At 70.1% G+C, this 22978-nt stretch carries 22 protein-coding genes; 11 read left to right on the top strand and 11 right to left on the bottom strand.

Features of this window, described 5'->3' with window-relative positions:
• The first annotated feature begins 187 nt into the window (after nt 1–187).
• From C8P66_RS14145 to C8P66_RS14125, 5 genes are all read left to right on the top strand, one after another.
• Nucleotides 188–1174: an ABC transporter ATP-binding protein gene (locus tag C8P66_RS14145; RefSeq protein WP_111398915.1), complete on the top strand. Its 987-nt coding sequence runs from the start codon at nt 188–190 to the stop codon at nt 1172–1174.
• A 63-nt stretch (nt 1175–1237) separates the two neighbouring features.
• The gene (locus C8P66_RS14140) at nt 1238–2791 is read left to right on the top strand and encodes an ABC transporter substrate-binding protein (RefSeq protein ID WP_111398914.1); all 1554 of its coding nucleotides are present in this window, start codon (nt 1238–1240) and stop codon (nt 2789–2791) included.
• 17 nt (nt 2792–2808) lie between these two features.
• Nucleotides 2809–3750, top strand: coding sequence for an ABC transporter permease (locus tag C8P66_RS14135; RefSeq protein ID WP_111398913.1), 942 nt, complete (start codon nt 2809–2811; stop codon nt 3748–3750).
• On the top strand, nt 3747–4580 hold the full coding sequence (locus tag C8P66_RS14130) for an ABC transporter permease (RefSeq protein WP_111398912.1): 834 nt from the start codon (nt 3747–3749) through the stop codon (nt 4578–4580). The genes C8P66_RS14135 and C8P66_RS14130 overlap by 4 nt, the downstream gene beginning before the upstream one ends.
• Entirely contained in the window at nt 4577–5551 is a 975-nt protein-coding gene (locus C8P66_RS14125) for an ABC transporter ATP-binding protein (protein ID WP_111398911.1), read from the top strand. Before C8P66_RS14130 ends, C8P66_RS14125 begins: the two co-directional genes overlap by 4 nt.
• Here the strand turns inward: C8P66_RS14125 and C8P66_RS14120 are convergent, their stop codons facing one another.
• The 7 genes from C8P66_RS14120 to C8P66_RS14090 are packed head-to-tail and all read right to left on the bottom strand — an operon-like array spanning nt 5552 to nt 11770.
• Complete coding sequence (locus C8P66_RS14120) at nt 5552–6781, bottom strand: metal-dependent hydrolase family protein (protein ID WP_111398910.1); 1230 nt, start codon at nt 6779–6781, stop codon at nt 5552–5554. It lies immediately after the preceding gene.
• On the bottom strand, nt 6778–7278 hold the full coding sequence (locus tag C8P66_RS14115) for a GAF domain-containing protein (RefSeq protein ID WP_111398909.1): 501 nt from the start codon (nt 7276–7278) through the stop codon (nt 6778–6780). Before C8P66_RS14115 ends, C8P66_RS14120 begins: the two co-directional genes overlap by 4 nt.
• Entirely contained in the window at nt 7275–8174 is a 900-nt protein-coding gene (locus tag C8P66_RS14110; RefSeq protein WP_111398908.1) for a branched-chain amino acid ABC transporter permease, read from the bottom strand. Before C8P66_RS14110 ends, C8P66_RS14115 begins: the two co-directional genes overlap by 4 nt.
• Entirely contained in the window at nt 8171–9049 is an 879-nt protein-coding gene (locus C8P66_RS14105) for a branched-chain amino acid ABC transporter permease (protein WP_245903527.1), read from the bottom strand. The genes C8P66_RS14110 and C8P66_RS14105 overlap by 4 nt, the downstream gene beginning before the upstream one ends.
• 2 nt (nt 9050–9051) lie before the next feature.
• Nucleotides 9052–10233: an ABC transporter substrate-binding protein gene (locus C8P66_RS14100; RefSeq protein ID WP_111398907.1), complete on the bottom strand. Its 1182-nt coding sequence runs from the start codon at nt 10231–10233 to the stop codon at nt 9052–9054.
• Nucleotides 10230–10973 (bottom strand): ABC transporter ATP-binding protein, encoded by a 744-nt coding sequence (locus tag C8P66_RS14095; protein WP_111398906.1) that lies wholly within the window; start codon nt 10971–10973, stop codon nt 10230–10232. Before C8P66_RS14095 ends, C8P66_RS14100 begins: the two co-directional genes overlap by 4 nt.
• A complete protein-coding gene (locus C8P66_RS14090; protein ID WP_111398905.1) occupies nt 10970–11770 on the bottom strand; it encodes an ABC transporter ATP-binding protein in 801 nt (266 codons plus the stop codon). The genes C8P66_RS14095 and C8P66_RS14090 overlap by 4 nt, the downstream gene beginning before the upstream one ends.
• A 211-nt stretch (nt 11771–11981) precedes the next feature.
• Between C8P66_RS14090 and C8P66_RS14085 the strand changes: the two genes are divergently transcribed.
• The 6 genes from C8P66_RS14085 to C8P66_RS14060 all read left to right on the top strand — a co-directional run bounded on the left by C8P66_RS14085 (nt 11982) and on the right by C8P66_RS14060 (nt 19130).
• The gene (locus C8P66_RS14085; RefSeq protein ID WP_111398904.1) at nt 11982–13511 is read left to right on the top strand and encodes an ABC transporter substrate-binding protein; all 1530 of its coding nucleotides are present in this window, start codon (nt 11982–11984) and stop codon (nt 13509–13511) included.
• Nucleotides 13511–14461 (top strand): ABC transporter permease, encoded by a 951-nt coding sequence (locus C8P66_RS14080; protein WP_111398903.1) that lies wholly within the window; start codon nt 13511–13513, stop codon nt 14459–14461. Before C8P66_RS14085 ends, C8P66_RS14080 begins: the two co-directional genes overlap by 1 nt.
• Complete coding sequence (locus tag C8P66_RS14075) at nt 14458–16254, top strand: dipeptide/oligopeptide/nickel ABC transporter permease/ATP-binding protein (protein WP_111398902.1); 1797 nt, start codon at nt 14458–14460, stop codon at nt 16252–16254. Before C8P66_RS14080 ends, C8P66_RS14075 begins: the two co-directional genes overlap by 4 nt.
• A complete protein-coding gene (locus C8P66_RS14070) occupies nt 16251–17216 on the top strand; it encodes an ABC transporter ATP-binding protein (protein ID WP_111398901.1) in 966 nt (321 codons plus the stop codon). Before C8P66_RS14075 ends, C8P66_RS14070 begins: the two co-directional genes overlap by 4 nt.
• A 17-nt stretch (nt 17217–17233) precedes the next feature.
• Nucleotides 17234–18052 carry a creatininase family protein gene (locus C8P66_RS14065; RefSeq protein ID WP_111398900.1) on the top strand — a complete coding sequence of 273 codons (819 nt, stop codon included), beginning with the start codon at nt 17234–17236 and terminating at the stop codon, nt 18050–18052.
• Between the two features lie 127 nt (nt 18053–18179).
• Nucleotides 18180–19130, top strand: a complete 951-nt coding sequence (locus C8P66_RS14060; protein ID WP_111398899.1) for an MYG1 family protein — start codon at nt 18180–18182, stop codon at nt 19128–19130.
• A 5-nt stretch (nt 19131–19135) separates the two neighbouring features.
• Here the strand turns inward: C8P66_RS14060 and C8P66_RS14055 are convergent, their stop codons facing one another.
• From C8P66_RS14055 to C8P66_RS14040, 4 genes are read right to left on the bottom strand one after another with little or no spacing between them, the layout of a single operon-like run.
• On the bottom strand, nt 19136–20101 hold the full coding sequence (locus C8P66_RS14055) for a 2-hydroxyacid dehydrogenase (protein ID WP_111398898.1): 966 nt from the start codon (nt 20099–20101) through the stop codon (nt 19136–19138).
• On the bottom strand, nt 20094–20567 hold the full coding sequence (locus tag C8P66_RS14050) for a GNAT family N-acetyltransferase (RefSeq protein WP_111398897.1): 474 nt from the start codon (nt 20565–20567) through the stop codon (nt 20094–20096). The genes C8P66_RS14055 and C8P66_RS14050 overlap by 8 nt, the downstream gene beginning before the upstream one ends.
• Before the next feature lie 5 nt (nt 20568–20572).
• Complete coding sequence (gene ggt / locus C8P66_RS14045; RefSeq protein WP_245903525.1) at nt 20573–22219, bottom strand: gamma-glutamyltransferase; 1647 nt, start codon at nt 22217–22219, stop codon at nt 20573–20575.
• Entirely contained in the window at nt 22216–22896 is a 681-nt protein-coding gene (locus C8P66_RS14040; RefSeq protein WP_111398896.1) for an RraA family protein, read from the bottom strand. The genes ggt and C8P66_RS14040 overlap by 4 nt, the downstream gene beginning before the upstream one ends.
• Nucleotides 22897–22978 lie beyond the last annotated feature (82 nt).

Genomic DNA, 22978 nt, shown 5'->3' with positions numbered 1-22978 from the left:
CTCTTGTCTAAGCCTCGGGGGGCGGGGGAGTCACGGCGCGAACCGGCGGGGTTTCGCCCTCGATCGGGCGGATGCCGCGCAAGGTGACTGCGGGATGGCCACTCCGGTGCGCGGCTGCCGTATCCCGCAGCGCAACACGGGTGGTAATTGTGGACAGGCCGTGGACGAGCCGTCAGGCTCCGCCGCGATGACGACCACCGCAGCGCTTGAATTGATTGGATTGCGTACCGAGTTCCGCATTGGCGGCGCCTGGTATCCGGCGGTGCGCGACCTGTCGCTGCGCCTCGAACGCAATGAGACACTGGCCCTGGTCGGCGAGAGCGGCTGCGGCAAGAGCGTCACCGCGCTCTCGGTGATGGGGCTGGTGCAGCCGCCCTTCGGCCGCGTCGCCGCGGGCAGCATCCTGCTGGACGGGATGGAACTCGCCGGTGCCTCAGAAAAGGCGCTGGAGACGATTCGCGGCGACCGCATGGCGATGATCTTCCAGGAACCGATGACCTCGCTGAACCCGGTGATGACGGTCGGCGACCAGGTCGCGGAATCGCTGATGATCCATCGCGGCCTGTCGCGCGGCGAGGCGCTGGAGCGCGCCCGCGCGCTGTTCGAGGAAGTGAAGATCCCATCCCCCGCCGCCCGGCTGCGGGAATATCCGCACCAGTTCTCGGGCGGCATGCGCCAGCGCGTGATGATCGCCATGGCGCTGGCATGCGAGCCCGCCGTGCTGCTGGCCGATGAGCCGACCACGGCGCTGGATGTGACGATCCAGGCACAGGTGCTGGGGCTGCTCGCCGATCTGCGCGAGCGGCATGGCATGGCGGTGCTGTTCATCACCCACAACCTCGGCGTCGTCGCGCAGATCGCGGATCGCGTCGCGGTGATGTACGCCGGCGAGATCGTGGAGCAGGGGCCGGTCGATGTCATCTTCGCCGATCCGCGCCACCCCTATACGCGGGCGCTCTTCGCCGCGATCCCGCGGCTGGACCAGGCCGAGCAGGAGCTCTCGGCGATCGGCGGCCGGGTGCCGCCGCTCGACCAGATGCCGGAAGGTTGCCGCTTCGCCCCGCGCTGCCCGCTGGCGCAGGCGGGCTGCGAACTGCCGCAGCCGCTGGTGGCTCTCGCCGCCACTCATGCGGCGCGCTGCCACGTCACCACGGCAGCCGTCATGCATGCGTGAATTTCGGATTCGGAGCTTGGCCGCCACGGCGGCCGGCGCGCAAATTTTTGGGAGTGCAGAACGATGATACGACGGTTCGGTTTCAAGGCGGCCATCCTGGCCGCTGCTCTGGCGTTCTCGACGCCGGTTTTCGCGCAGCCGCTGCCGATCCTACGGGTCGGCATGGCGGCGCAGGATGTGGGGCGGCTGGACCCGCATTTCGCCGTCTCGACCATCGACCGCGTCGTGGTCGCCTGGATGTTCAACGGGCTGGTGCGCTTCAAGCCCGGCTCGATCGATCCGGCCGAGATCGAACCCGATCTGGCCCAGAGCTGGGAGCGCAGCGACGACGGGCTGACCTGGACCTTCCACCTCCGCCCCAATGTCGCCTTCCACGGCAACTACGGCATGGTCACTGCCGATGACGTGGTGTTCAGCCTGAAGAAATCCTCGACCGCGGCGACCAGCGCCTTCGCCGCCGATTTCGCGGCCTTCGAGACCATCGAGGCGGTCGATCCGATGACCGTGCGCATCAAGCTGCGCAACCCGGTGCCGAGCCTGCTCGGCATCCTCACCAACTACGCCGGCGGCTACATCGTCTCCAGGCGCGCGGTCGAGGAACGCGGTGCGGGCTTCGTGCGCAGCCCGATCGGGACCGGGCCGTTCATGCTCGACCACGTCACGCCGAACCAGAGCGCGGAACTCGTGGCACACGAGGGCTACTTCCGCGGCAAGCCGCTGCTCGGGGGCATCAGCTACCGCTTCATCCCCTCCGACGCCTCGCGCGATCTGGCCTTCCAGGCCGGTGAGCTCGATGTGAACTATGGCCGTGCCGACCAGACCTGGGTCAACCGCACCCGCCAGCTTCCGAACGTCACCGTCGATGTGTTCGAGCCGGGCGAGCTGACCGAGCTCAGCCTGAACATCACGCGCCCGCCGTTCAACGACATCCGCGTGCGCCAGGCGCTGGCCCATGCGGTGAACCGGGCGGAATTCGTGCGTTGGCGCGGGGCCGACGTCAGCCGCGAAGGCCAGAGCGTGGTGCCGCGCGGCTACCTCGGCTTCATCAACGATCCCGGCCTGCTGCCGCATGACATCAACCGCGCCAAGGCCCTGCTGGCCGAGGCCGGCTATCCCAACGGCCTCACCATCCGCGTGATCCACACGCAGCTGCCGGAAATGCTGTCGGGTATGCAGGTGCTGCAGCAGCAGCTGCGCCGCGCCGGCATCACGCTGGACCTGAACATCGTCGAGCACGCGACCTTCCACCAGCAGATCCGCCAGGATCTGTCGCCGATGGTCTATTACTCGGCGGCGCGCTTCCCGGTCGCCGACATCTTCCTGACGCAGTTCTTCCACAGCCGCAGCATCGTGCAGACGCCGACCGCGGTGACGAACTTCAGCCATTGCGACAAGGCCGATGCGCAGATCGACGGCGCGCGCGTCGCGACCGACCTCGTCGAACAGCGCCGCCTCTGGGCCGAGGCGCAGCGCATCATCGTGCGCGAGGTCTGCGCGGTGCCGGTGATCGAGACCCTGCTGGTCTTCGGGCGCCGCAACAACGTGGACTACGGCTATGAGCTGAACGGCTCGATGAGCCTCGGCCCGCTCATCACCGAGAAGACGCGGCTTCGTTGAGCGGACTGGGCTGATCCATGCTGGGCTTCGTCCTCAGGCGGCTGCTGGCGGCGATACCGACCTTGTTGGCGGTATTGACGCTGGTCTTCGTGATCGTCCGGGTCGTTCCGGGCGATCCTGCCCTCGTCATCCTGGGCGACCAGGCGACGCCGGAAGCCACGGCGGCGGTGCGGGAGCGGCTGGGGCTCGATCGGCCCTTGCTGGTGCAGTATTTCGACTTCCTGGGCAGCGCCTTGCAGGGTGATTTCGGCAACAGCCTCGTCACCAACCGGCCCATCCTGTCCGAGGTCCGGGCGGTGCTGCCGCATACCGTGGATCTGACGCTCGCCTCGATGGTGATCGGGGTGGCGATCGGGGTGCCGGTCGGCATCTGGGCGGCGCTCAACCGCAATGGCGTCATCGATGTGATGGCGCGGCTGCTGTCGCTGATCGGTCTGTCGTTTCCGGTCTTCGTCTCGGGGGTCTTTCTTCTGCTGGCCTTCGGGCTGCATTGGCGATTGTTCCCGGTCATCGGCTCGGCGGATCTCAACGATCCGCTCGACCGGCTGCACAAGCTTGTGCTGCCGGCGATGACGCTGGGGCTGCTGATGGCTGCCTACATCACCCGCGTCACCCGCAGCGCGATGTTGCAGTCGCTCGGCGAGGATTACATGCGGACCGCGCGGGCCAAGGGCGTGCCCCGGCGCCGCGTGGTCTGGGTGCATGGCCTGCGCAATGCGGCCCTGCCCATCGTCACCGTGGTCGGGCTTTATGTCGGCATCCTGCTCGGCAACAGCGTGCTGACCGAGATCGTCTTCAACCGGCCCGGGCTCGGCAAGATCATCGTGGGCGCGCTGAACCAGCGCGACTACCCGATGCTGCAAGGATTGCTGGTGATCTACTGCTTCCTGATCGTCATCGTGAATCTCATCACCGACCTGCTTTATGGCGTGATCGATCCGCGGGTGAAGGCGGCATGAAGGCCCTGCTGGCGAAGGTGTGGGCCAATCCCATGACCTTCCTGGGCGCGCTGCTGTGCCTCGCGATCGTGCTGGCCGCGGTGCTCGCGCCATGGATCGCGCCCTATGATCCCGCCGATCAGGACATCATCTCCCGCCTGCAACCGCCGGGCGGCGCGTATCCGTTCGGGACGGACCAGTTCGGGCGGGACATCCTGTCGCGGCTGCTCTGGGGCGCGCGGATTTCGCTGACCGTCTCGCTCGGCGCCATCGCCGTCGCCGTGGTGATCGGCGGCACCATCGGGATGCTCGCGGGCTATATCGGCGGCACCTTCGATCTGCTGGTGATGCAGGTGATGGATGTGCTGCTGTCCTTCCCCTCGCTGATCCTGGGGCTGATCGTGGTGGCGCTGCTGGGGCCGGACCTGATCAACCTTGTCGTCGCCATCGCCTTGACCGCGATCGCGCCCTTTGCCCGCGTCGCGCGGGCGCCGACCATGGCGCTGAAGGAGCGCGCCTTCGTCGAGGCCGGGCGGGCGCTCGGCTTCTCGCATCCGCGCATCCTGTTCCGCCACATCCTGCCCAACATCATGTCCGAGGTGATGGTGATGGCCAGCCTGTGGATGGCGACGGCGGTGCGCGTCGAGGCGTCATTGTCCTTCATCGGCCTTGGCGTGAAACCGCCGACCGCGACCTGGGGCGGCATGACGCGGGACGGGTTCGAGAACATCCTCGATGCGCCCTGGCTCGCGATCCTGCCCGGGCTCGCGATCCTGCTGCTGGTGCTCGGGCTGAACATGGTGGGCGACGGGTTGCGCGATGCCACCGACCCGAGGCTGCGCCAGGAATGACCGAACCCCTCCTGCGCGTCGAAGGCCTGCGCAAGCATTTCGTGCTGAAGAAGGGCTTCCCCAAGCCGCGCACCATCCGGGTGCGGGCGGTGGAGGATATCAGCTTCTCGATCGAGCCGGGCCAGGCCTTCGGGCTCGTCGGTGAATCCGGCTGCGGCAAATCCACCGCGGCGCGCGCGCTGCTGCGGCTGATCGAGCCCGATGCGGGCCGCGTGCTCTTCCGTGGCGAGGATGTGCTGACCGCCAAGGGGCAGGCGCTGAAGGCGCTGCGCCGCCGCATCCAGATCGTGTTCCAGGACCCGTATTCCTCGCTCGATCCCCGGCAGTCGATCGGCTCGGCGCTGACCGAGCCGATGCGCGTGCATGGCATCGCGACGGGTGCGGAGGCCAGGCGCCGCGCCGCCGCGCTGATGGAGGAGGTCGGGCTGCCGCCCTCCGCCCTCGACCGCCTGCCGCATGAGTTCAGCGGCGGCCAGCGCCAGCGCATCGGCATCGCCCGCGCGCTGACGGTGGAGCCGGAACTGATCATCGCCGATGAGCCGGTGAGCGCGCTGGATGTCTCGGTGCAGGCGCAGGTGCTGTTGCTGCTGCGCGAGTTGCGGCAGCGGCGCGGCTTGTCCTTCCTGTTTGTCAGCCACGATCTTTCGGTGGTGCGCTGGTTCTGCGACCGGGTGGCGGTGATGTACCTCGGCCGCATCGTCGAGGAGGGGCCCGCCGCGCGCGTGCTGGCCAATCCGCTGCATCCCTATGCGCAGGTGCTGCGCGATGCCTCACCGATCCCCGACCCGTCGCGCCGCACCGCGTTGCCGCGCATCCTTGGAGAAATCCCCTCGGCCGCGAACCCGCCGCCGGGCTGCCCGTTTCATCCGCGCTGCATCCACGCGATGCCGATCTGCTCGCAGCAGATGCCGGCCTGGACCCCGGCCCCCGGCGAGAAGGCCGGGGGCGTCGCCTGCCATCTGGTGGGGTAGTCAGCCCAACTCGTTCTTCACGAAGCGGCCGGCCTGGATGATCGCCGGCAGATGCGCGCCCTGGTGCGTCAGCAACGACAGATCGGCCAGCGGATCGCCATCGACGACGATCAGATCGGCCAGAGCGCCGGGGGCGATGCAGCCGATCCGGCCTTCCTGGCGCAGCATGATCGCGGCGTTGATGGTGGCGCCGCGGATCACCTCGATCGCCGGCTGCACCCGGCCGCGGATGACGAATTCCTCCGACTGGTGGCGGTGCATCGGCCCCAGCAGATCGGTGCCATAGACCATCATCAGCCCGGCGTTGCGCATCTTCTCCAGCGAGGCGAGGCCGGCCAGGCGCACATCGTCGATCTTGGCGACGCTGCTCTCGGGCAGGCCGAGCGAGGCGCCCTCGTTCTTCAGCGCCTCATAGGTCACGAGGGTCGGGCAGGCGATGGCGCCGGCCTCGGCGGCATCGCGCGCCGTCGCCTCGGTGATGAGGTTGCAATGCTCCAGGCTGCGCACGCCACAGCGCACGGCGCGGGCGATCGCCTCATCGGTGTAGAGATGCGCCGAGACATAGGTCTGCGCGCCCCGTGCCTCCTCGACGGCGGCGAGCACTTCCTCCTCGGAAAACCCCATGAAGGCGATGGGGTCGGTGGGCGAGGCGACGCCGCCATTGGCCATGATCTTGATGTAGTCGGCACCGGCCTTGATCTCCTCGCGGCAGGCGCGGCGGACTTCGGCGACGCCATCCACCAGGCGCCCGAGGCTGCCGAGGCGGCCGGCGAAGAACTCCGCCGAGCGCGTGTCGTGCCGCCCGCGGAAATCGCAATGCCCGCCGGTCTGCGACAGCGCCTTGCCGCTGAGGGACAGGCGCGGGCCTTCGAACAGCCCTTCGTCCCAGGCCATCTTCAGCGCATAGGTGGCACCGCCGAGGTCGCGCACCGTGGTGAAGCCGCGCAGCAGCATCTCGCGCATCAGCTTCGTCGCATGCAGCGTGACCACCGCATCGGGCAGCATCGCATTGGCGCCGAGGTTCGCCAGGGCCGCCACCACATGCACGTGGCAGTCGATCAGCCCGGGCATCAGCGTCTTGCCGCCGAGGTCGATGCGCGTCGCGGAGGTCGCGATGGCGCGGTCCGAAACCTCGCGGATCGCATCGCCTTCGACCAGCACGCTCATGTTGGGCAGGGCCTGGTCCTGGCTGCCATCGAGGACCGAGGCATTCTCGAACAGGATCATCATCGGCTGGCACCTTCCAATTCGGCCATGCGGAGCAGCGGCAAGGCGATGGCCGGGGCCACGGCCTGGATGGCGGGGATCTGATCCTCGCGCAGCACGCCCGGGCCATCCAGCACGTTCAGCGTGCCGATCAACTGGCGCATCGACACGACGGGGATGTTGATGCAGCTGCCGCAGCCGAGGCTGGCGATCAGCGCATGATCCGGGAAGGCCCATTCCATCGCCGCCGCATCGGCGCCGAACCAGGGCTGCTGGGCCTCCAGCACATGCGCGCCCCAGGGCGTCGGGCCCATGCGCTTGCGCCCGGTGAGGGTGTAGGCGGCGGGGTCGGAGGAATGCACGCGCTCGACCTCCTCCCCGCTGCGGGTCACGAACAGGATGGTGAAGAGGCGAAAGCCGGTCAGCGCGCGCACCGCGGTCTCGGCGGCGACGAAGGCCTGCTGCGGGGTTGCGGCCGCGGCCGTCTCCCGGGCCAAGCGCGCGAAAATATCGATACTCATACGAGAGGGGCCTTCTGGTTGCGTTCAGGCAGGATGCCCTGCGGCCGCCAATGCAGCAGCAGGATGAGGGCGACGCCGACCGAGGCCTCGCGCAGCGCCGCCGCCTGCAAGGCGGTGACCCCGGGGATGGCGCCGGCGGCGAAGCGCGTCGCCTCCAGGAAGGCGATGAGCAGATAGCCGCCGAGCACCGCGCCGGAGGGCCGCCCATTGCCCCCGGTGGTGACGGCGAGGAAGACGTAGATCGTGACCAGCGGCGCGAACAACTCCGGCGCGATGTAGGAGCCGTAATGCCCATACAGCGCCCCCGCCAGGGCCGCGATGCCGGCGGCGATGGCGAAGGCCTCGGCCTTCATCCGCGCCACGGGCTTGCCGGCGACGGCGGCGACGGTCTGGTCCTCGCGGATCGCGCGCAGGGCGCGGCCCCAGGGCGAGGCCGAAAGCCGCCGCAGCCCGAACCAGACGCAAAAGACCAGCACGGAGATCGTGCCCATCCAGGCCGCATGGAAGCCGAGGCCCCAGTCGCGCGGAAACCCGCCCGGGATGCCCGAAATGCCATCGGTGCCGCCGGTCAGCCAGATCTCGTTGCTGGCGATGATGCGCACCGCCTCGGCGAAACCGAGGGTGACGATGGCGAGGTAGTCGTCGCGCAGCCGCAGGGTCGCGCCCGTCACCACCAGCCCCGCGACGGCGCCGGCGATCACCGCCGCCACCAGCCCGACCGGCACCGGCACGCCCCCCCAGGTGACCAGCATGGCCGAGGCATAGGCGCCGATCCCGAAGAAGCCGGCCAGGCCGAGATTCACGAGCCCCGCCATGCCCCAGGCCAGGGTCACGCTCTGCGCCAGCAGCGCATAGATGCCGCCGATGACGGCGAGGAAGACGAGATAGGAGATCATGCCCGCGCCCCGAACAGACCGGCCGGGCGCACCGTCAGCACCGCCAGGATCACCACGAAGCCGACGACGGAGCGGTAGGAGGGCGCGATCAGCAGCACGGTCAGCTCCTCCGCCATGCCGATCACCAGTGCTCCGACCACCGCACCGGGGATCGAGCCGAGCCCGCCCAGCACCGCGGCGGCGAAGATCGACAGCACGAGGCGCGGCCCGGTCAGCGGATCGATCGAGGTATCGAGCCCGATCAGCATCCCCCCCATCCCCGCGAGCCCCGCGCCCAGCGCCACCGCCACCGCCGCGATCCGCACCGGATCGACGCCGCGCAGCCGCGCGAGATCGGCATTGTCGGCCACCGCCCGCATCGCCCGCCCGAGCGGGGTCAGCGCCAGGAAGGCCCAGAGCGCCACCATGGCGGCGATGCTGATGCCGAAGTTCTTGACCTGCTGCGGCCCGACGCGGATCGCGCCGAACTGCACATCCCGCAGCATCGGCAGGTCGTAGCCGCGCAGCCCATTGCCCCAGAAGAAGCGGATCACATTCTCCAGCACGATGGCCGCGGCCAGCGAGGCGATCGCCATCATCAGCGCCCCCGCCTGGTTCAGCGGCCGCACCGCCACCCATTCGACGACGATCCCCGCCACCGCCGCGGTGGCGAAGGCGGCCAGCAGCGACACCTCCAGCGGCAGGCCGAAGACCGTATTGGCCACGAGCCCGCCATAGGCCCCGACGCTGGCCAAGGCCCCGATCGCGAAGTTCGGGTAGTTCAGCACGGCGAAGATCGCCGAAAACCCGATCGCCGGCACCGCGAGGATGGTGCCGGAGATCACGCCATTGATCAGCGCCTGGAGAATAGCTCCGAACAGAAACGAATCCGGCAAGTTCAGGCGATCCGGATCAGGGTCAGCGCCCCCGCCTTGACCTGCTCGTAGCGGAACTTCACGTCCAGCACGTCGCCGATCTCGTTGAAGTCGCAGGGACCCGAGGCGCCTTCGTAGTTCACCTCTCTGCCGGCGGCGATCGCGCGCAGCCCGTCCAGCGCAGTGTCCACCGACTCGCCCGAGCCCTGCGACACCTTGCGGATGTTGTCATGCACCGCCTGCCCGGTCGTCGCCCCGCCCTTGGCCATGGCCATCAGCACGAGGTTCACATGGTCGTAGATCTGGCAGGTATAGGGGTCCGGCGCCTGGGTGCCGGCCAGAGCCTGCACCTTGGCATAGCCGCCCGACCCGGCGGCGGGGGAGGGGGCGAGGGTCATCACGCCCTCGACCACTTCCTTGGGGATGGCGCCCAGCATCGCCTGGTTCACCGCATAGGCGAAGGCCAGCACCTTGCCGCTGAAGGACGCACGATACAGGTCGCGCAGCAGCACCGAGGTATCGGGCGTATAGCCGCCGGCCACGATCACATCCGGGCGGAACCGCATCGCCTGATCGACCTCGGTGCGCAGGCTCGGCTTGGTCGCGTCATAGATGAGCAACTCGGCGGCACCGCCCCCGGCCTCGGCCGCGGCCTTCATGGCGGCGAACTGGGATTGGGTGAAGGGCGTCTGCGGCATCATGACGAAGATGCGCTTGGCGCCCTGGGCCACCGCGAATTCACCGAATTTCTTGCCCTGCAAGGTCGTGTTCGGCTGGGTCCGCACCAGCCAGCCATTGTGCGGCAGCAAGGTGATGGAATCGGCCCCGGAGACGGTGGCGAGGAACACCTTGTTCTCCCAAGCCAGCGGCGCGACCGCGGTGGTGACGCTGGAGGCCCAGGTGCCCATGATCGCCGAGACGCGATCCACATCGATCAGCTTGCGCGCGGCGCGGACGCCGGCCTCGGGGTTGGTCTGGTCGTCTTCGCTGATCAACTCGATCTGCTTGCCGAGCACGCCGCCGGCCGCATTCACCTGATCGACGACGCCGCGCACGCAGGCGGCCATGACGGGGCCATAGGGGCCGCCGGCGCCGGTCAGCGGCGTCAGCGTGCCGAGCTTGATGGGGGCCGCCTGGGCGCGCACCAGCGAGGGGGCGGCAAGCAGCGAGGTGGACAGCAGCAGCGTGCGGCGGGCGAGGGTCATGCGGACATCTCCTTGGTGGTATCGGGAACGGCGCGTCCGCCCAGGAACAGGCGCCGGATCGTGGGGTCGGCGGCGAGCGCGCGCGCCGGGCCGCCATGGGCATTGCGGCCATCGACCAGCACCACCGCCTCATCGGACACATGGAGCGCATCCAGCGCATTCTGCTCGACCATGAGGATGGGCATGCCGCTATCGGCCAAAGCGCGGATGGTCGCGAACAGCTCCTGCGCCGCGACGGGGGAGAGGCCGGCGGTCGGCTCGTCCAGCATCAGCAGCCGGGGGGCCGCCATCAGCGCCTGGCCCATCGCCAGCACCTGCCGCTGCCCGCCCGAGAGCGTGCGCGCGGCCTGCCTGCGCCGTTCGCGCAGCAGCGGGAAACGCGCATAGGCCTCGGCGATGCGGGACTTCGCGCGGCCGCGCTCGGTATAGGCGCCCATCAGCAGATTCTCCTCGACCGTGAGCGCGCCGAAGACGTTGCGTTCCTGCGGCACCAGCACGCAGCCCGCGGCGATCATCGCGCGGGGGGAGGCCGGGGTCACCGCCTGGCCGAAGACGCGGATGCTGCCCGCCATGGGGCGCAGCAGCCCGGCCAGCAGCTTCAGCACCGTCGATTTGCCGGCGCCGTTCGGGCCGATGACGCAGACGAGCCGGCCGGGCGCGACGGTGAGGCCGACGCCCTTCACCACCTGGTCGTCGGGGCCATAGCCGCCGACCAGGCCCTCGACCACCAGCGCCGTCATGCCGCGCGCCGGGTGCCGAGGTAGGCGTCCTGCACCGCGGGATCGGCGCAGACAGAGTCGAAATCCCCGGTGGCCAGGGTCCGCCCCGCCGCCATCACCACCACATCCTGGGCGATGCGCCCGACCAGGGCCATGTCGTGCTCGATCAGCAGGATGGTGCGGCCCTCGGCGGCGATGGCGACCAGGGCATCGCCGATCTCCTCGGCGAGCGTCGGGTTCACCCCGGCGGCGGGTTCGTCGAGCAGGATGACCTCGGGTTCGGCCATCAGGGTGCGGCCGATCTCCAGCAGCTTCTTCTGGCCGCCGGAGAGGGCGGTCACGCGGTTGTCGATGACATGCGCCAACCGCAGCCGGGCCGCGATGGCCAAGGCGCGTTCGGCCAGCGCCGCTTCCGCCCGGCGCGGCGCGGCACCGCCGAACAGGGCGGCGGTCCAGCGCTCGCCGGGCTGGCGCTGGCCGTAGAGCATCAGATGCTCGAACACCGTCAGCCTCGGAAAACCGCGCGCGATCTGGAAGCTGCGGACCAGCCCCTGGGCCGTCACTGCCTCCGGCTTCAGCCCCAGCAGCTCGCGCCCGCGCAGCCGCACGCTGCCGGCGTCCACACGCAGCAGGCCGGAGACGGCATTGAACAGCGTGGTCTTGCCCGCGCCATTGGGCCCGATCAGCGCGGTGATGCGCCCGGGTGCCACCGAAAAACTGACGCCATCCAGGGCCGCGAGCCCGCCGAAGCGGCGACGCAGGTTGGTGACCGTCAGAAGCGGGTTCGGCGCCTGCGCGGCGCCGTCGGGGTCGTTCATCGACGCAGTTAACCGATTGGCGCCGCAGGTGGGAAGCCGTTTCAGATCGGCGCCCGAGCCCCTGCCGTGGTTGCCTGAATTCGGGCAGCGGCTGCGCGCTGTCTCGGCAGGCCTGTGCCTGGCCCGGCAAACGCCCGGCGCAGACTCGTTGACAACCCAAGGGGCGACTCGCAGCGTCCCCGGCATCTTCCGCCGTGTCAGGAGGGATGCCATGCCCCACCCGAATCGTCGCATTGTGCTTGCAAGCCTCGCCGGGCTCGCTTCCCTTCGCCTCGCGGGGCCGGCCGTCGCGCAGCCGCGCCCGGGGGTGCTGCGCTTCGGCCTGGCCGCCTGGCCGCCGAACCTGCAGCCCTGGGTTTCGACCGGGGCGGCGGCGGGGACGGTGAAGATGCTGCTGCATCGCCGCCTGCTCGGCTTCGATGCCCAGGGCGAGCTGCGCGGCGAACTCGCGACCGAATGGAAGCTGGATGCCGAGGGCGCCTGGGTCTTCACCCTGCGCAGCGACGCGGTGTTCCACAACGGGGAAAAATTCACCTCCGCCGATGTGAAATGGAGCATCGAGCAGATCGCGGGCGAACGTTCCACCGCCTATTACCGCGCCCAGATGCAGCAGATCGAGCGGATCGAGACGCCGGATGCCGCGACCGTCCGCCTCGTGATGAAGACGCCGCTCGCGACCGTGCCGCAATGGTTCACCAACTACAACATGGCGATCGTCTGGCACGGCTCGCGCGATGCCAATGCGCCGATCGGCTGCGGCCCGTATCGCGTGGCCTCGCAGGAGCGCGGCACCTTCCTCGAATTGCAGGCGGTCCCGGGCTACTGGCTGCCCGGCCTGCCCAAGAGCCGCACCATCCGCATGACCGTCTATGCCGATGAGAACCTGCGGCTGGCGGCGTTGCAGTCGGGCGACGTGGACATGATCGAATACGTGCCCTGGTCCGGCATGGCGGCGGTCGAGGCCGATCCGCGGCTGAGCCTGGTCACGCAATACGGCCCCTTCATGGATCTGCTGTTCAACGGCACCCGGCCGCCCTTCAACGATCCCCGGGTGCGCCGCGCCTGCGCCCATGCGATCAGGCGCGAGGATATCGTGCGCGTCGCCTTCTCCGGCCGCGGCAAGCCGCTGGAGGGCGTGCCGATCGTCGAGGGCACGCCCTGGTGGGATGCGGAGCTGGCCAAGGGCTGGGCCTATGATCCCGACCGCGCCCGCGCCTTGCTGGCCGAGGCGGGCTATCCCAACGGCTTCTCGACCACGCTGCTCGCGACCTCGCAATTCGGCATGCACCAATCCACCGCCGAGATCGCGCAGCGCTACCTCGCCGCGATCGGCATCCAGGCGGAGCTGCGGCTGACCGACTGGTCCACGCGCGTCAGCCTCGGCATCCGCGGGCAGTATGATATCGCGGTGCATGGCGTCTCGGCTGATTTCAACGATCCGGACGGGCTGACGGTGGTGCTGGATACCTCGCTTTCGGCGGCGCATGGCCGCTCCTTCGGCGTGCAGGCGCCGCGCACGGTGGAGCTGCTGGCCAAGGGCCGCGCGGAATTCGACCCGGGCAAGCGGGTGGAGATCTACAAGGACATGCAGCGCGCCGCATTGGAGGAAGTGCCGATGGTCGGCCTCGCCTGGCGGGCGCAGGGCTATGGGCTGGATGCCAGGCTGACGGGCTTCGCCAACCTGCCCGGCGCGCTCAGCACCTCCTCTGGCGCCATGCTGGAGTATACGGGGCCCGGCTGATGCTCTGGCTGCTGCGGCGCCTCGGGACCTCGCTGCTGCTGATGTGGGTGGTCGCCTCGATCGTCTTCCTGGCGCTGCATGTGGTGCCGGGCGATCCGGCCGAGGTGCTGCTCTCCACCGGCGGCACCTCGCCCGATCCCTATGCGGTGGCGGAGCTGCGGACGCGGCTCGGGCTCGACCTGCCGCTGCATGTGCAATACGGCGCCTTCCTCGCGGGGCTGGCGCGGGGCGATCTCGGCGTGTCGCTGGTGGATGACTACCCGGTGGCCGAGGAGATCATGCTGCGCCTGCCGCGCACGCTGGAGCTGATCCTCGCCGGCTCGCTCATCGCCGTGCTGGTCGGGCTGCCGGCGGGCACCTATGCGGCGGTGCGGCATGGCAGCGGCTTCGACCGGGGGGCGGGGGCCACGGCGGCGGTGCTGCAATCGGTGCCGGTCTTCGTGCTGGGCACGCTGCTGATCCTGCTCTTCGCGCAGACGCTGCGCTGGATGCCGGCGGGGGGCTATGTGCCGGCGTCCGAAAGCCTGTTGCGGCATCTCGTGCTGCTGCTGCTGCCGGCGCTGGCGGTGGGCAAGGGGCTGGCGGCGGTGGTCTATCGGATGACGCGGGCCTCGGTGCTGGATGCGCTGTCGCGCGACCATGTCCGCACCGCCCGCGCCAAGGGGCTCACCCCGCGCCGGGTGCTGGCGCGGCATGTCGTGCGCAATGCGCTGAGCCCGGTCGCGACCGTGCTCGGGCTGCATATGGGCGCGCTGCTGGGGGGCACGGTGCTGGTCGAATACGTCTTCAACTGGCCGGGGCTGTCCACGCCGCTGCTGCGAGCGGTGGAGGCGCGGGACTACCCCATGGTCGTCGGCATCATCCTGACCGTCTCGGCGCTGTTCCTGCTGATCAACCTCGCCATGGATTTCCTCTACGCCGCGCTGGACCCGCGCATCCTGCGGTCATGAGGCGGCTGCTCTGGCCCGGCGCTGTTGTCGCCGTCATCGTGCTCGTGGCGGTGCTGGCGCCGCTGCTGCCGCTGCATGATCCGGTGGTGCAGGATGTCGGCAACCGCCTGGCGCGCTGGCTGCCGGACAGCCCGCTCGGGCGGGACGAGTTCGGCCGCGATGTGCTGTCGCGGCTGATCTGGGGGGCGCGCGCCTCGCTGACCGTGGCCTTCGTCGCCTCGCTGATCGCGGCGGTGGCGGGGACGGCGCTCGGGCTGCTCGGCGGCTGGTTTCGCGGGTTGCCGGAGTTCCTCGCGATCCGCGGTGCCGATGTGCTGCTGTGCTTCCCGCCGATCCTGCTGGCGCTGCTGGTGGTGACGCTGATGGGGCCGGGGACGGGGACGCTGATCTTCGTGCTGGCGATCCTGTATCTGCCGGGCTTCATCCGCGTCGCCTATGCCGAGGTGCTCTCCGCCCGCGCCCAGGATTATGTCGAGGCCGTGCGCGCCCTTGGGGCGCCGACGGGGCGTATCCTGCTGCGCACGGTGTTGCCGAATATCGCGGGGCCGGTGCTGGTGCAGCTTTCTCTCGCGGTCGCGGCCGCGGTGGTGCTGGAAAGCGGGCTGTCCTTCCTCGGGCTTGGCGTGGTGCCGCCGACGCCGTCCTGGGGGCAGATGATCCGCGGCGCGCGGGCGACCATGGAACAGGCGCCGACCTTGCTGCTCTGGCCCTGTGTCACGCTCACCGTGACCATCCTGGCGATGAACCTGCTCTGCGACGCGCTGCGCGATGCGCTGGACCCGCGCGGGGCGGCACCCCCCCGGCGGCTGCTGGACCGGGTGCTGCCCGGGCTGCTGCCGCCGACCGCCCCGGCGTTGCTGGAGGTGCGCGGGCTGACGGTGGAGATCGCGACCCCGGCGGGGGTGATCCGCCCGGTCGAGGACCTCTCCTTCTCCGTCGCCGCCGGCCGCACCCTGGCGATCGTGGGCGAAAGCGGCTCGGGCAAATCCATGGCGGCGCTGGCGGTGATGGGGCTGTTGCCGCCCGCGGCACGGGTGGCCAGCGGCAGCGTCTGGTTCGAGGGCGGCGAGTTGCTCCGCGCGCCGGAACCGGCCCGGCGCCGGCTGCGCGGCGGCGCCATGGCCATGGTCTTCCAGGACCCGATGAGCAGCCTCAACCCCGTGTATCGCATCGGCGCCCAGGTGACCGAGGCGATCGCCGCCCATCGCACGCCGGCGCGCGATGAGGCGGTGTCGCTGCTGAGCCGGGTCGGCATCGCCGATCCCGCCCGCCGGGCGCGCGCCTGGCCGCACGAGCTGTCGGGCGGGATGCGGCAGCGGGTCATGATCGCCATGGCCATCGCCAACCGCCCGCGGCTGCTGATCGCCGATGAGCCGACGACGGCGCTCGACGTCACCGTGCAGGCGGCGATCCTCGACCTGCTGGCCGATCTGCGGCGGGAGGGGGGCATGGGCATGGTGCTGATCACCCATTCCCTCGGCGTGGTCGCCGAAGTCGGCGATGAGGTCGCGGTGATGTATGCCGCGCAGATCGTCGAGCGCGGCTCGGTCGCCGAGGTGTTTTCCCGGCCCCGCCACCCCTATACAAGCGCCCTGCTGGCCGCCGTGCCGGATGGGGAGCGCGAGGCCGAGGGCATCCCCGGCACCGTCCCGCGCCCCGATTCCTGGCCCCCCGGCTGCCGCTTCGCCCCCCGCTGCACCCATGCCCGCGCCATCTGCGACACACCCCCGCCGCTTGAGGTCGTGGACGGGCGCGAGATCCGCTGCCTGCGCTGGCGCGAGATCGCGGCATGACGCTGGTCCAGGCCGAGGCGATCGAGAAGGTGTTTGCCGGCCGCGGCTTTTTTCGTCGCGCGCGCGGGGTGCGCGCGGTCGCCGGCATCGATGCCAGCGTGGATCGCGGCGAGGCGCTCGGTGTCGTCGGCGAAAGCGGTTCCGGCAAGAGCACGCTGGGGCGGCTCATGCTCGGGCTGCTGCCGGTCACGGCCGGGCGGCTGCGCTTCGATGGCGCGCCGATGCCGGCGCCCGATACCACCGCCTGGCGCCGGCTGCGCGCCCGCATGGGGATCGTGTTCCAGGATCCCTTCGGCAGCCTGGATGCCCGGCGCAGCATCGGGGCGCAGATCGGTGATGGCATCGCGATCCATGGTGGCGTGTCGGCCGCGGAACGCGTGGCGCGGGTCGCGGCCCTGCTGCACAAGGTCGGGCTGGATGCGCGCCGCGCCGGCGCCTTCCCGCATGAGTTCAGCGGCGGCCAGCGGCAGCGGATCGGCATCGCCCGGGCGCTGGCCTCGGGGCCGGAGTTCCTGGTGGCGGATGAACCGGTCTCGGCGCTGGATGTCTCGATCCAGGCCCAGGTGGTGCGGCTGCTGGCCGATCTGCGGCGGGACCTTGGCCTGGCCTTGCTGTTCATCAGCCATGACCTGCTGGTGGTGCGCCACCTGTGCGACCGCGTGCTGGTGATGTACGCGGGCCGGGTGATGGAGGAAGGCCCGGTGGGCGAGATCTTCGCCCATCCGATGCACCCCTATACGCGGGCGCTGCTCTCCGCGACGCCGATGCTGGACCCCGCGCGGCGGATCGCGCGGATCATCCTGCCGGGCGAGCCGCCGAGCCCGTCCAACCCACCCTCCGGCTGCGTCTTCCGCACGCGCTGCGCCCATGCCATCGATGCCTGCGCCGGATCGGTGCCGGCGCTGCGCCCGATGGGGCAGGGCAGCCGTGTCGCCTGCATCCGCGCCGAAGAGATCGCCTGATCAGAAGGAAACCGCACATGGCCGACAAATCCCCGACCAAGGTTCGCATGGGGGAAATCACCGGCGATGAGGCGCGCAGCCTCTACGCCACCAACCCGGTGATCCTGCTGCCCATGGGCAGCCACGAGGACCAGGGCCCGCATGCCCCGATGGGCGACTATTTCCTGGCCGAGAAGATCGCCGAGATGATCGCGCTGCGCGCCACCGCCGAGGGCACGACGACCGTGGTCGCCCCGGTGCTGCCCTTCGGCAAGGGCGATTTCTTCGGCTCCATGCCGGGCGGCATCGCGCTGTCCTACAGCACCGCGCGCGCCGTGCTGGACGACATCTTCGCCAATCTGCTGCGGCACAAGCTGACCAAGCTCATCGTCATCAACGGCCATGGCGGCAATGTCCCGGTCATCAACGACGCGACCCGCGCCGTGTTGCACGACAAGGGCGTGCTGATCCCGGCGATGTACCTCTGGCGCATCGCCTATGGGCTGCTGCCGAAGATCGTGGGGGCGGAGAAGGCCAAGGCCGTCTCCAGCCATGGCGCCGATCCGCTGACCAGCCTCGGGATGCATCTCTTCCCCGAGCGGCTGCGGCTGGACCTGATGCCGGCGCCGGGTGAGAAGCCGAAGCCCATGCATATGGGCCTGGGCTTCCAGGGCTGGGGCGCGCTCGATTTCCAGGGCGCCGAGGTCACCGTGCCGCTGGAATATGACGCGGTGAGCCCGAATGGCATCGGCACCGGCGATCCGCATCTGTGCAGCGCCGAGACCGGTGCCGCGCTGGCGGAGCAGTTGACGGCGATCGGCGCCGGCTTCTGCAAGCACTTCGCCGCGCAGAGCTAGCAGCGCGGGCTTCGGGCCGCCCCGGACCCCCCGGGGCGGCCCGAAGCATCGACGCCGAGGGCTTGCCCGGCTAGGGAGCGTGCCGAAGGCGCCTGACGCCGGATCGCTCTCACACCGGATCATCGCCATGACACCCGACCAGCCGCTGCCCATCCTCGCGACCCATGGCGGCAAGTTCCACTGCGACGAGGTCTTCGCCTATGCCGTGCTGCGCCTGGCGTTGGGCCTGCGCGAAGCCGGCCAGGACCATGTGCTGCGGCGAACCCGCAAGCAGGATCTGATCGATACCGCCGACATCGTCTGGGACGTGGGCTTCACCTTCGATGCCGCCGCCAAGCGCTTCGACCACCATCAGCGCGGCGCACCGCTGCGCATCGATGACACGCCCTTCTCCTCCGCTGGGCTGGTCTGGCAGGTCTATGGCGAGCAGGCGGTCGCGGCGCTGTTGCGGGAGAGCGGGTCCGAGGGTTTCGCCGCCGCCATCGCCGCCGAACTCGACGAGAACGTCGTGCGCAGGATTGACGAGATCGACAATGGCGTCTCGGTGGCAGGCCCGATCCTGCGCGACACGCTGGGGCTGGCGTCGCTGATCGGGGACTGCAACCCCACCTGGGACGACCCCGCCGGGAGCGGCCCGACCGCCGGCGATGCCGCCTTCCAGGAGGCCGCCGCACTGGCCCTGGGCATGCTGCGCCGCCGCGTCGAGGGGCTGCGGGCCCGGCTTGCCGCCGAGGCCAGTGTCCTCGCCGCGCATGCGGCGGGCGAGGACCCGCGCATCCTGGTGCTGGACCGCGGCATGCCCTGGAAGAACGTGGTGTTTTCCCATGATCTGCCGGTGCTCTTCACCGTCTCCCCGGCGTCCAATGGCAATTGGATGCTGGATACGATGCCGCCGGAGCCCGGCTCCTTCGGGCAGCGGCTGCCGCTGCCGGAAGCCTGGGCGGGGCTGCCGGCCGAGGCGCTCGCCACGACGACGGGCGTGGCGGATGCCGTCTTCGTGCATCTGCGCCGGTTCGTGGGCGCGGCCGGGTCGCGCGCCGGCGCCGTCGCACTGGCGCGCAAGGCGCTGGCGGGCTGAGGGCCTTAGGCGACGCGGTCCTGCGCGGGGATCTCCTCCCCGCGCGCGACGCGCTCGATATTGCCGAGCCAGTGCTTGATCCCGCGCGCCGCATTCTCATGCGCGGTCGAGGCCGAATGCGGCGTCACGATCACATTGTCCCTATGCAGGAACGGATGATCGGCCGGCGGCGGCTCCTGTTCGAAGACATCGACGGCGGCACCGGCCAGGGTGCCGTCGCGCAGCGCCTCGGCCATATCGGCCTCCACCACCACGCCGCCGCGCGCGACATTCACCAACAGCGCGCCGCGCTTCATCAGCCCGAAGGCGCGGGCGTCGATCATGCCCTTGGTCTGTGGCGTCAGCGGGCAGTTCAGGGTGATGAAATCGGACTCCGCCAGCAGCGCGTCCAGCGGCCGCCAGGTGGCGCCGAGTGCTGCTTCCTCGGCCGCCGGCAGCCGGTTGCGGTTGTGGTAGAGGATGGGGCAGCCGAAGGCCGCGAGCCGCTTGGCGACCTGCTGGCCGATCGCGCCCATGCCGATGATGCCGACGGTCTTGCCGGAGACGATGATGCTGCGGCGGGAAATCTCATTCTTCTCCCAGCCGCCGGCCGAGGTGCTGAGATGCGCCGGCACGATGCGCCGGGCGAGCGCCACCAGCACGCCGACGGTGAATTCGGCGACCGCCGTCGCATTGCTGCCGGTGGTGCGGGCGATCTGGATGCCGCGGGCCTGGGCCGCGGGGATGTCGATGTTGTCGATGCCGACGCCCCATTTGTGGATCAGCTTCAGCTTCGGCCCCGCCGCCATCACCTCATCCGGCACGCCGACATCCCACCACACCGCATAGGTCGCATCGGCCACGGCGGCTTTCAGATCGTCGATGCCGCGACCATTCACCCGCGTGATCTCGAAGCCGGGGGCGAGCAGGCTGCGGATCAGCTTGGCCTGATCGTCCGAGATCGGTTGCAGCATCGCGATTTTTTCAGACATGAGGGTCTCCAGGTGGCGCAATCGAAAGCGCCTTGGCCATATGCACGGTGACGCCGGCGAGGAACGGCTCCTCCCGCGTCACGCGATAGCCAAGGCGCAGATAGAGGGCGATATTTTCGGCGAAGAGCTTGTTGGTATAAAGCCGCATCTCGCGATGCCCGCGCGATGCGGCCAGATCTTCCGCATGCGCCATCAGGCGGCGCGCGAAGCCGCGGCCCTGGAAGGCGGGCGCGACGGCGAGGTTCTCGACCAGCAGATGATCCTCGCCCGGGATGGTCTGGATCAGCGCGGCCAGCGCCTCGTCCACGAACAGCAGGTCGAAGCGATGCTCACGCAGCGCGCGGTCGTAATCGGCCTGCATCGGCATGGGCTCGCGGCCGATGCGCGGGACCCATTTCGCATAGGCCGCGCGCGTCAGCCCCCGAATCGCGCCAGCATCGGCGGGGACAGCCTGCCGCGGCAGCATCGGCGCTAGGTGACGGGCGCATCGGGGGAGAAGCGCACCCCGGCCCGCGCATGCCCGCCACCGAGGGCCACCACCGAGCCATCGGCGCGCCAGCAGGCCGCTCCGGTCATGGCGCCATCGGCCTCAAAGGCGATGGCGTTCATGCCGCCGCCGATGGTCCGCACCCGCTTCACCGGATGGCCCATGGCGGAGAGCGCCTCGGCGGTCGCGGCGCTGATGTTCGGCTCCAGTTCGAGGTCCCCACCCATGGTCCAGATGCGTGGCGCCTCGACCGCGTATTGCAGCGCCATGCCATGGTCGATGAGGTTGACCAGCGCCTGCATCGCCGAGCCGAAGATCCGCAAGCCCCCGGGCAGCCCCAGCGCAAAGGCGGGCTTGCCGTCCCGGGTCACGATCATCGGCGCCATCGAGGTGAAGACCCGCTTGCCCGGTTCGATCGACAGCGCCGCACCGGGCTTGGGGTCGAAGTTCAGCATGTAGTTGTTGCAGATCAGCCCGGTCCCCGGCACCGCGACCCGCGCGCCGAACAGGCTGTTGATGGTCTGGGTGGTGGCGATGATGTTGCCGGCGGCGTCCGCCACGGTGACATGCGTGGTATTGGCCGATTCCTTCAGCGACGGATCGGCGGCCCAGGCCTGGGCGCAAGTGAGGTCGATCGCGGCCCGCCGTGCCTCGGCATAGGATTTGGCGATGATCTGCGCGACCGGCACGGTCACGAAGGCCGGGTCGGCGGTGGCGGCGGAGCGGTCGGCGAAGGCGATCTTCAGCACCTCGGCCAGCAGATGCACGGCAGCCGGCGTGCCTGAGCCGAGCGCCTTGAGGTCGAACCCCTCCAGGATGTTCAGCATCTGCGCGATATGCACGCCGGAGGAGGCGGGCGGCGGCGGCCCCCAGATGTCGAAGCCGCGATAGGTGCCGTGGATGGGGGTGCGCTCGATCGGCGCGGCGCCATCCAGATCGGCCTGGGAGATCAGCCCCGAGGCCGCGACGATCGCCGCCCCCAGCGGGCCTTGCAGCACCGCGGGGCCTTGGGCCGCGATCTCGCGCAGCGTATCGGCATAGGCGCCCTGCACCAGCACTTCGCCCGCCTTCACGCGGGTGCCGCCGGGCAGGAAACGCGCCGCCAGATCGGCATCCAGCGCCAGATCGGCGGAGGCATCGGCGATGGCGTCGGAGAGGTAGGCGGTGGCGCGGAAGCCGCGCGCGGCCGTGCGGATCGCCGGCTGCATCACATCCTCCAGCGACCAGGTGCCATAGGTCGCCAGCGCATGGCACCAGCCGGGCAGCGAGCCCGGCACCGCGAAGGAGCGCGCGCCATAGGCATTGGCGCGGTCGCGCACCTCGCCGGCGGCATCCAGCGCATACATGTCCGGCGTCGCGGCGGCCGGCGCGCGGGAGAGGCCGTCGATCACCATATGCCGCCCATCGGCCATCCGCAGATGCGCGGTGCCGCCGCCCATCAGCCCGACCATCATCGGCTCGACGACGGTCAGGGTGAACAGCGCCGCCACGGCCGCATCCACGGCATTGCCGCCGGCCAGCAGCACCTCGGCGCCGGCCGCCGAGGCCAAAGGATGATTCGTGCAGACCACACCGCGCGAGCCGCGCGCCGGCTGCTTTTCCAGCGAGAAACTCACAGACGAATAGCTCACTGGCCGGCCAGCACCTTGGCGCTGGCGCCGCTGAGGTCGCCGAGCTTTTCGCCCGCCGCGACCCGCCCTTGGGTGATCAGCCCGCGCGCCTGGCGGTCGATGGCGGCACGGGCCTCGGCCTCGGCCTCGGCGGGCGGCATCACCAGCACGCCCGATTCATCGCAGAGCACCGCATCGCCCGGCATCACCACCGTGCCGCCGATCGAGACCGGCACATTCATCCGCCCGCCCAGGTCGTAGACGCGGGTCGTGATCGGCGCGAGGCCGCGGCCCCAGAGCGGGAAGGCGGAGGCCTCGACCTCCTCCAGATCGGTGCAGGGCCCGTCCACCACGCCGGCCTTGGCGCCGGCCGCCTTGGCCGCCACGGTCACGCCCCCGCCCCAGCAGGCGTGGCGCGTGTCGCCCAGGCGGTCCACCACCAGTATGTCGCCCGGCCGCAGCAGCCCGAGCACATGATGCAGCAGCGTGCTGTCGGCCCCCGGGATCTGCACGGTGACGGCGGTGCCGGCGAAGCGGCGGCCGCCCTTCACCAGGCTCGGCAGCAGCGCATGCACGCCGCGATCGACGAAGCCCCAGTGGCGCCAATGGCCGATGGTGGCCGTCTCGGCCTGTTCCAGAAGCGCGACGACCTCGGTGCTCAACGGGCTCGGCATCGGGCCCAGGAAGTATTTCGACATGGCGATCAGTCCCTTGTGCAGACGGCGGGGTGCAAACGGCGGGGTATGGACGCGGCCGGGCCGGGCGCTGCCAGCGGATGGC

Source organism: Humitalea rosea (genome assembly GCF_003253705.1).
Lineage (GTDB): Bacteria > Pseudomonadota > Alphaproteobacteria > Acetobacterales > Acetobacteraceae > Humitalea > Humitalea rosea.
The sequence above is the reverse complement of the archived record's forward strand: the minus strand, read 5'-3'. Positions and strand labels throughout refer to the sequence as shown.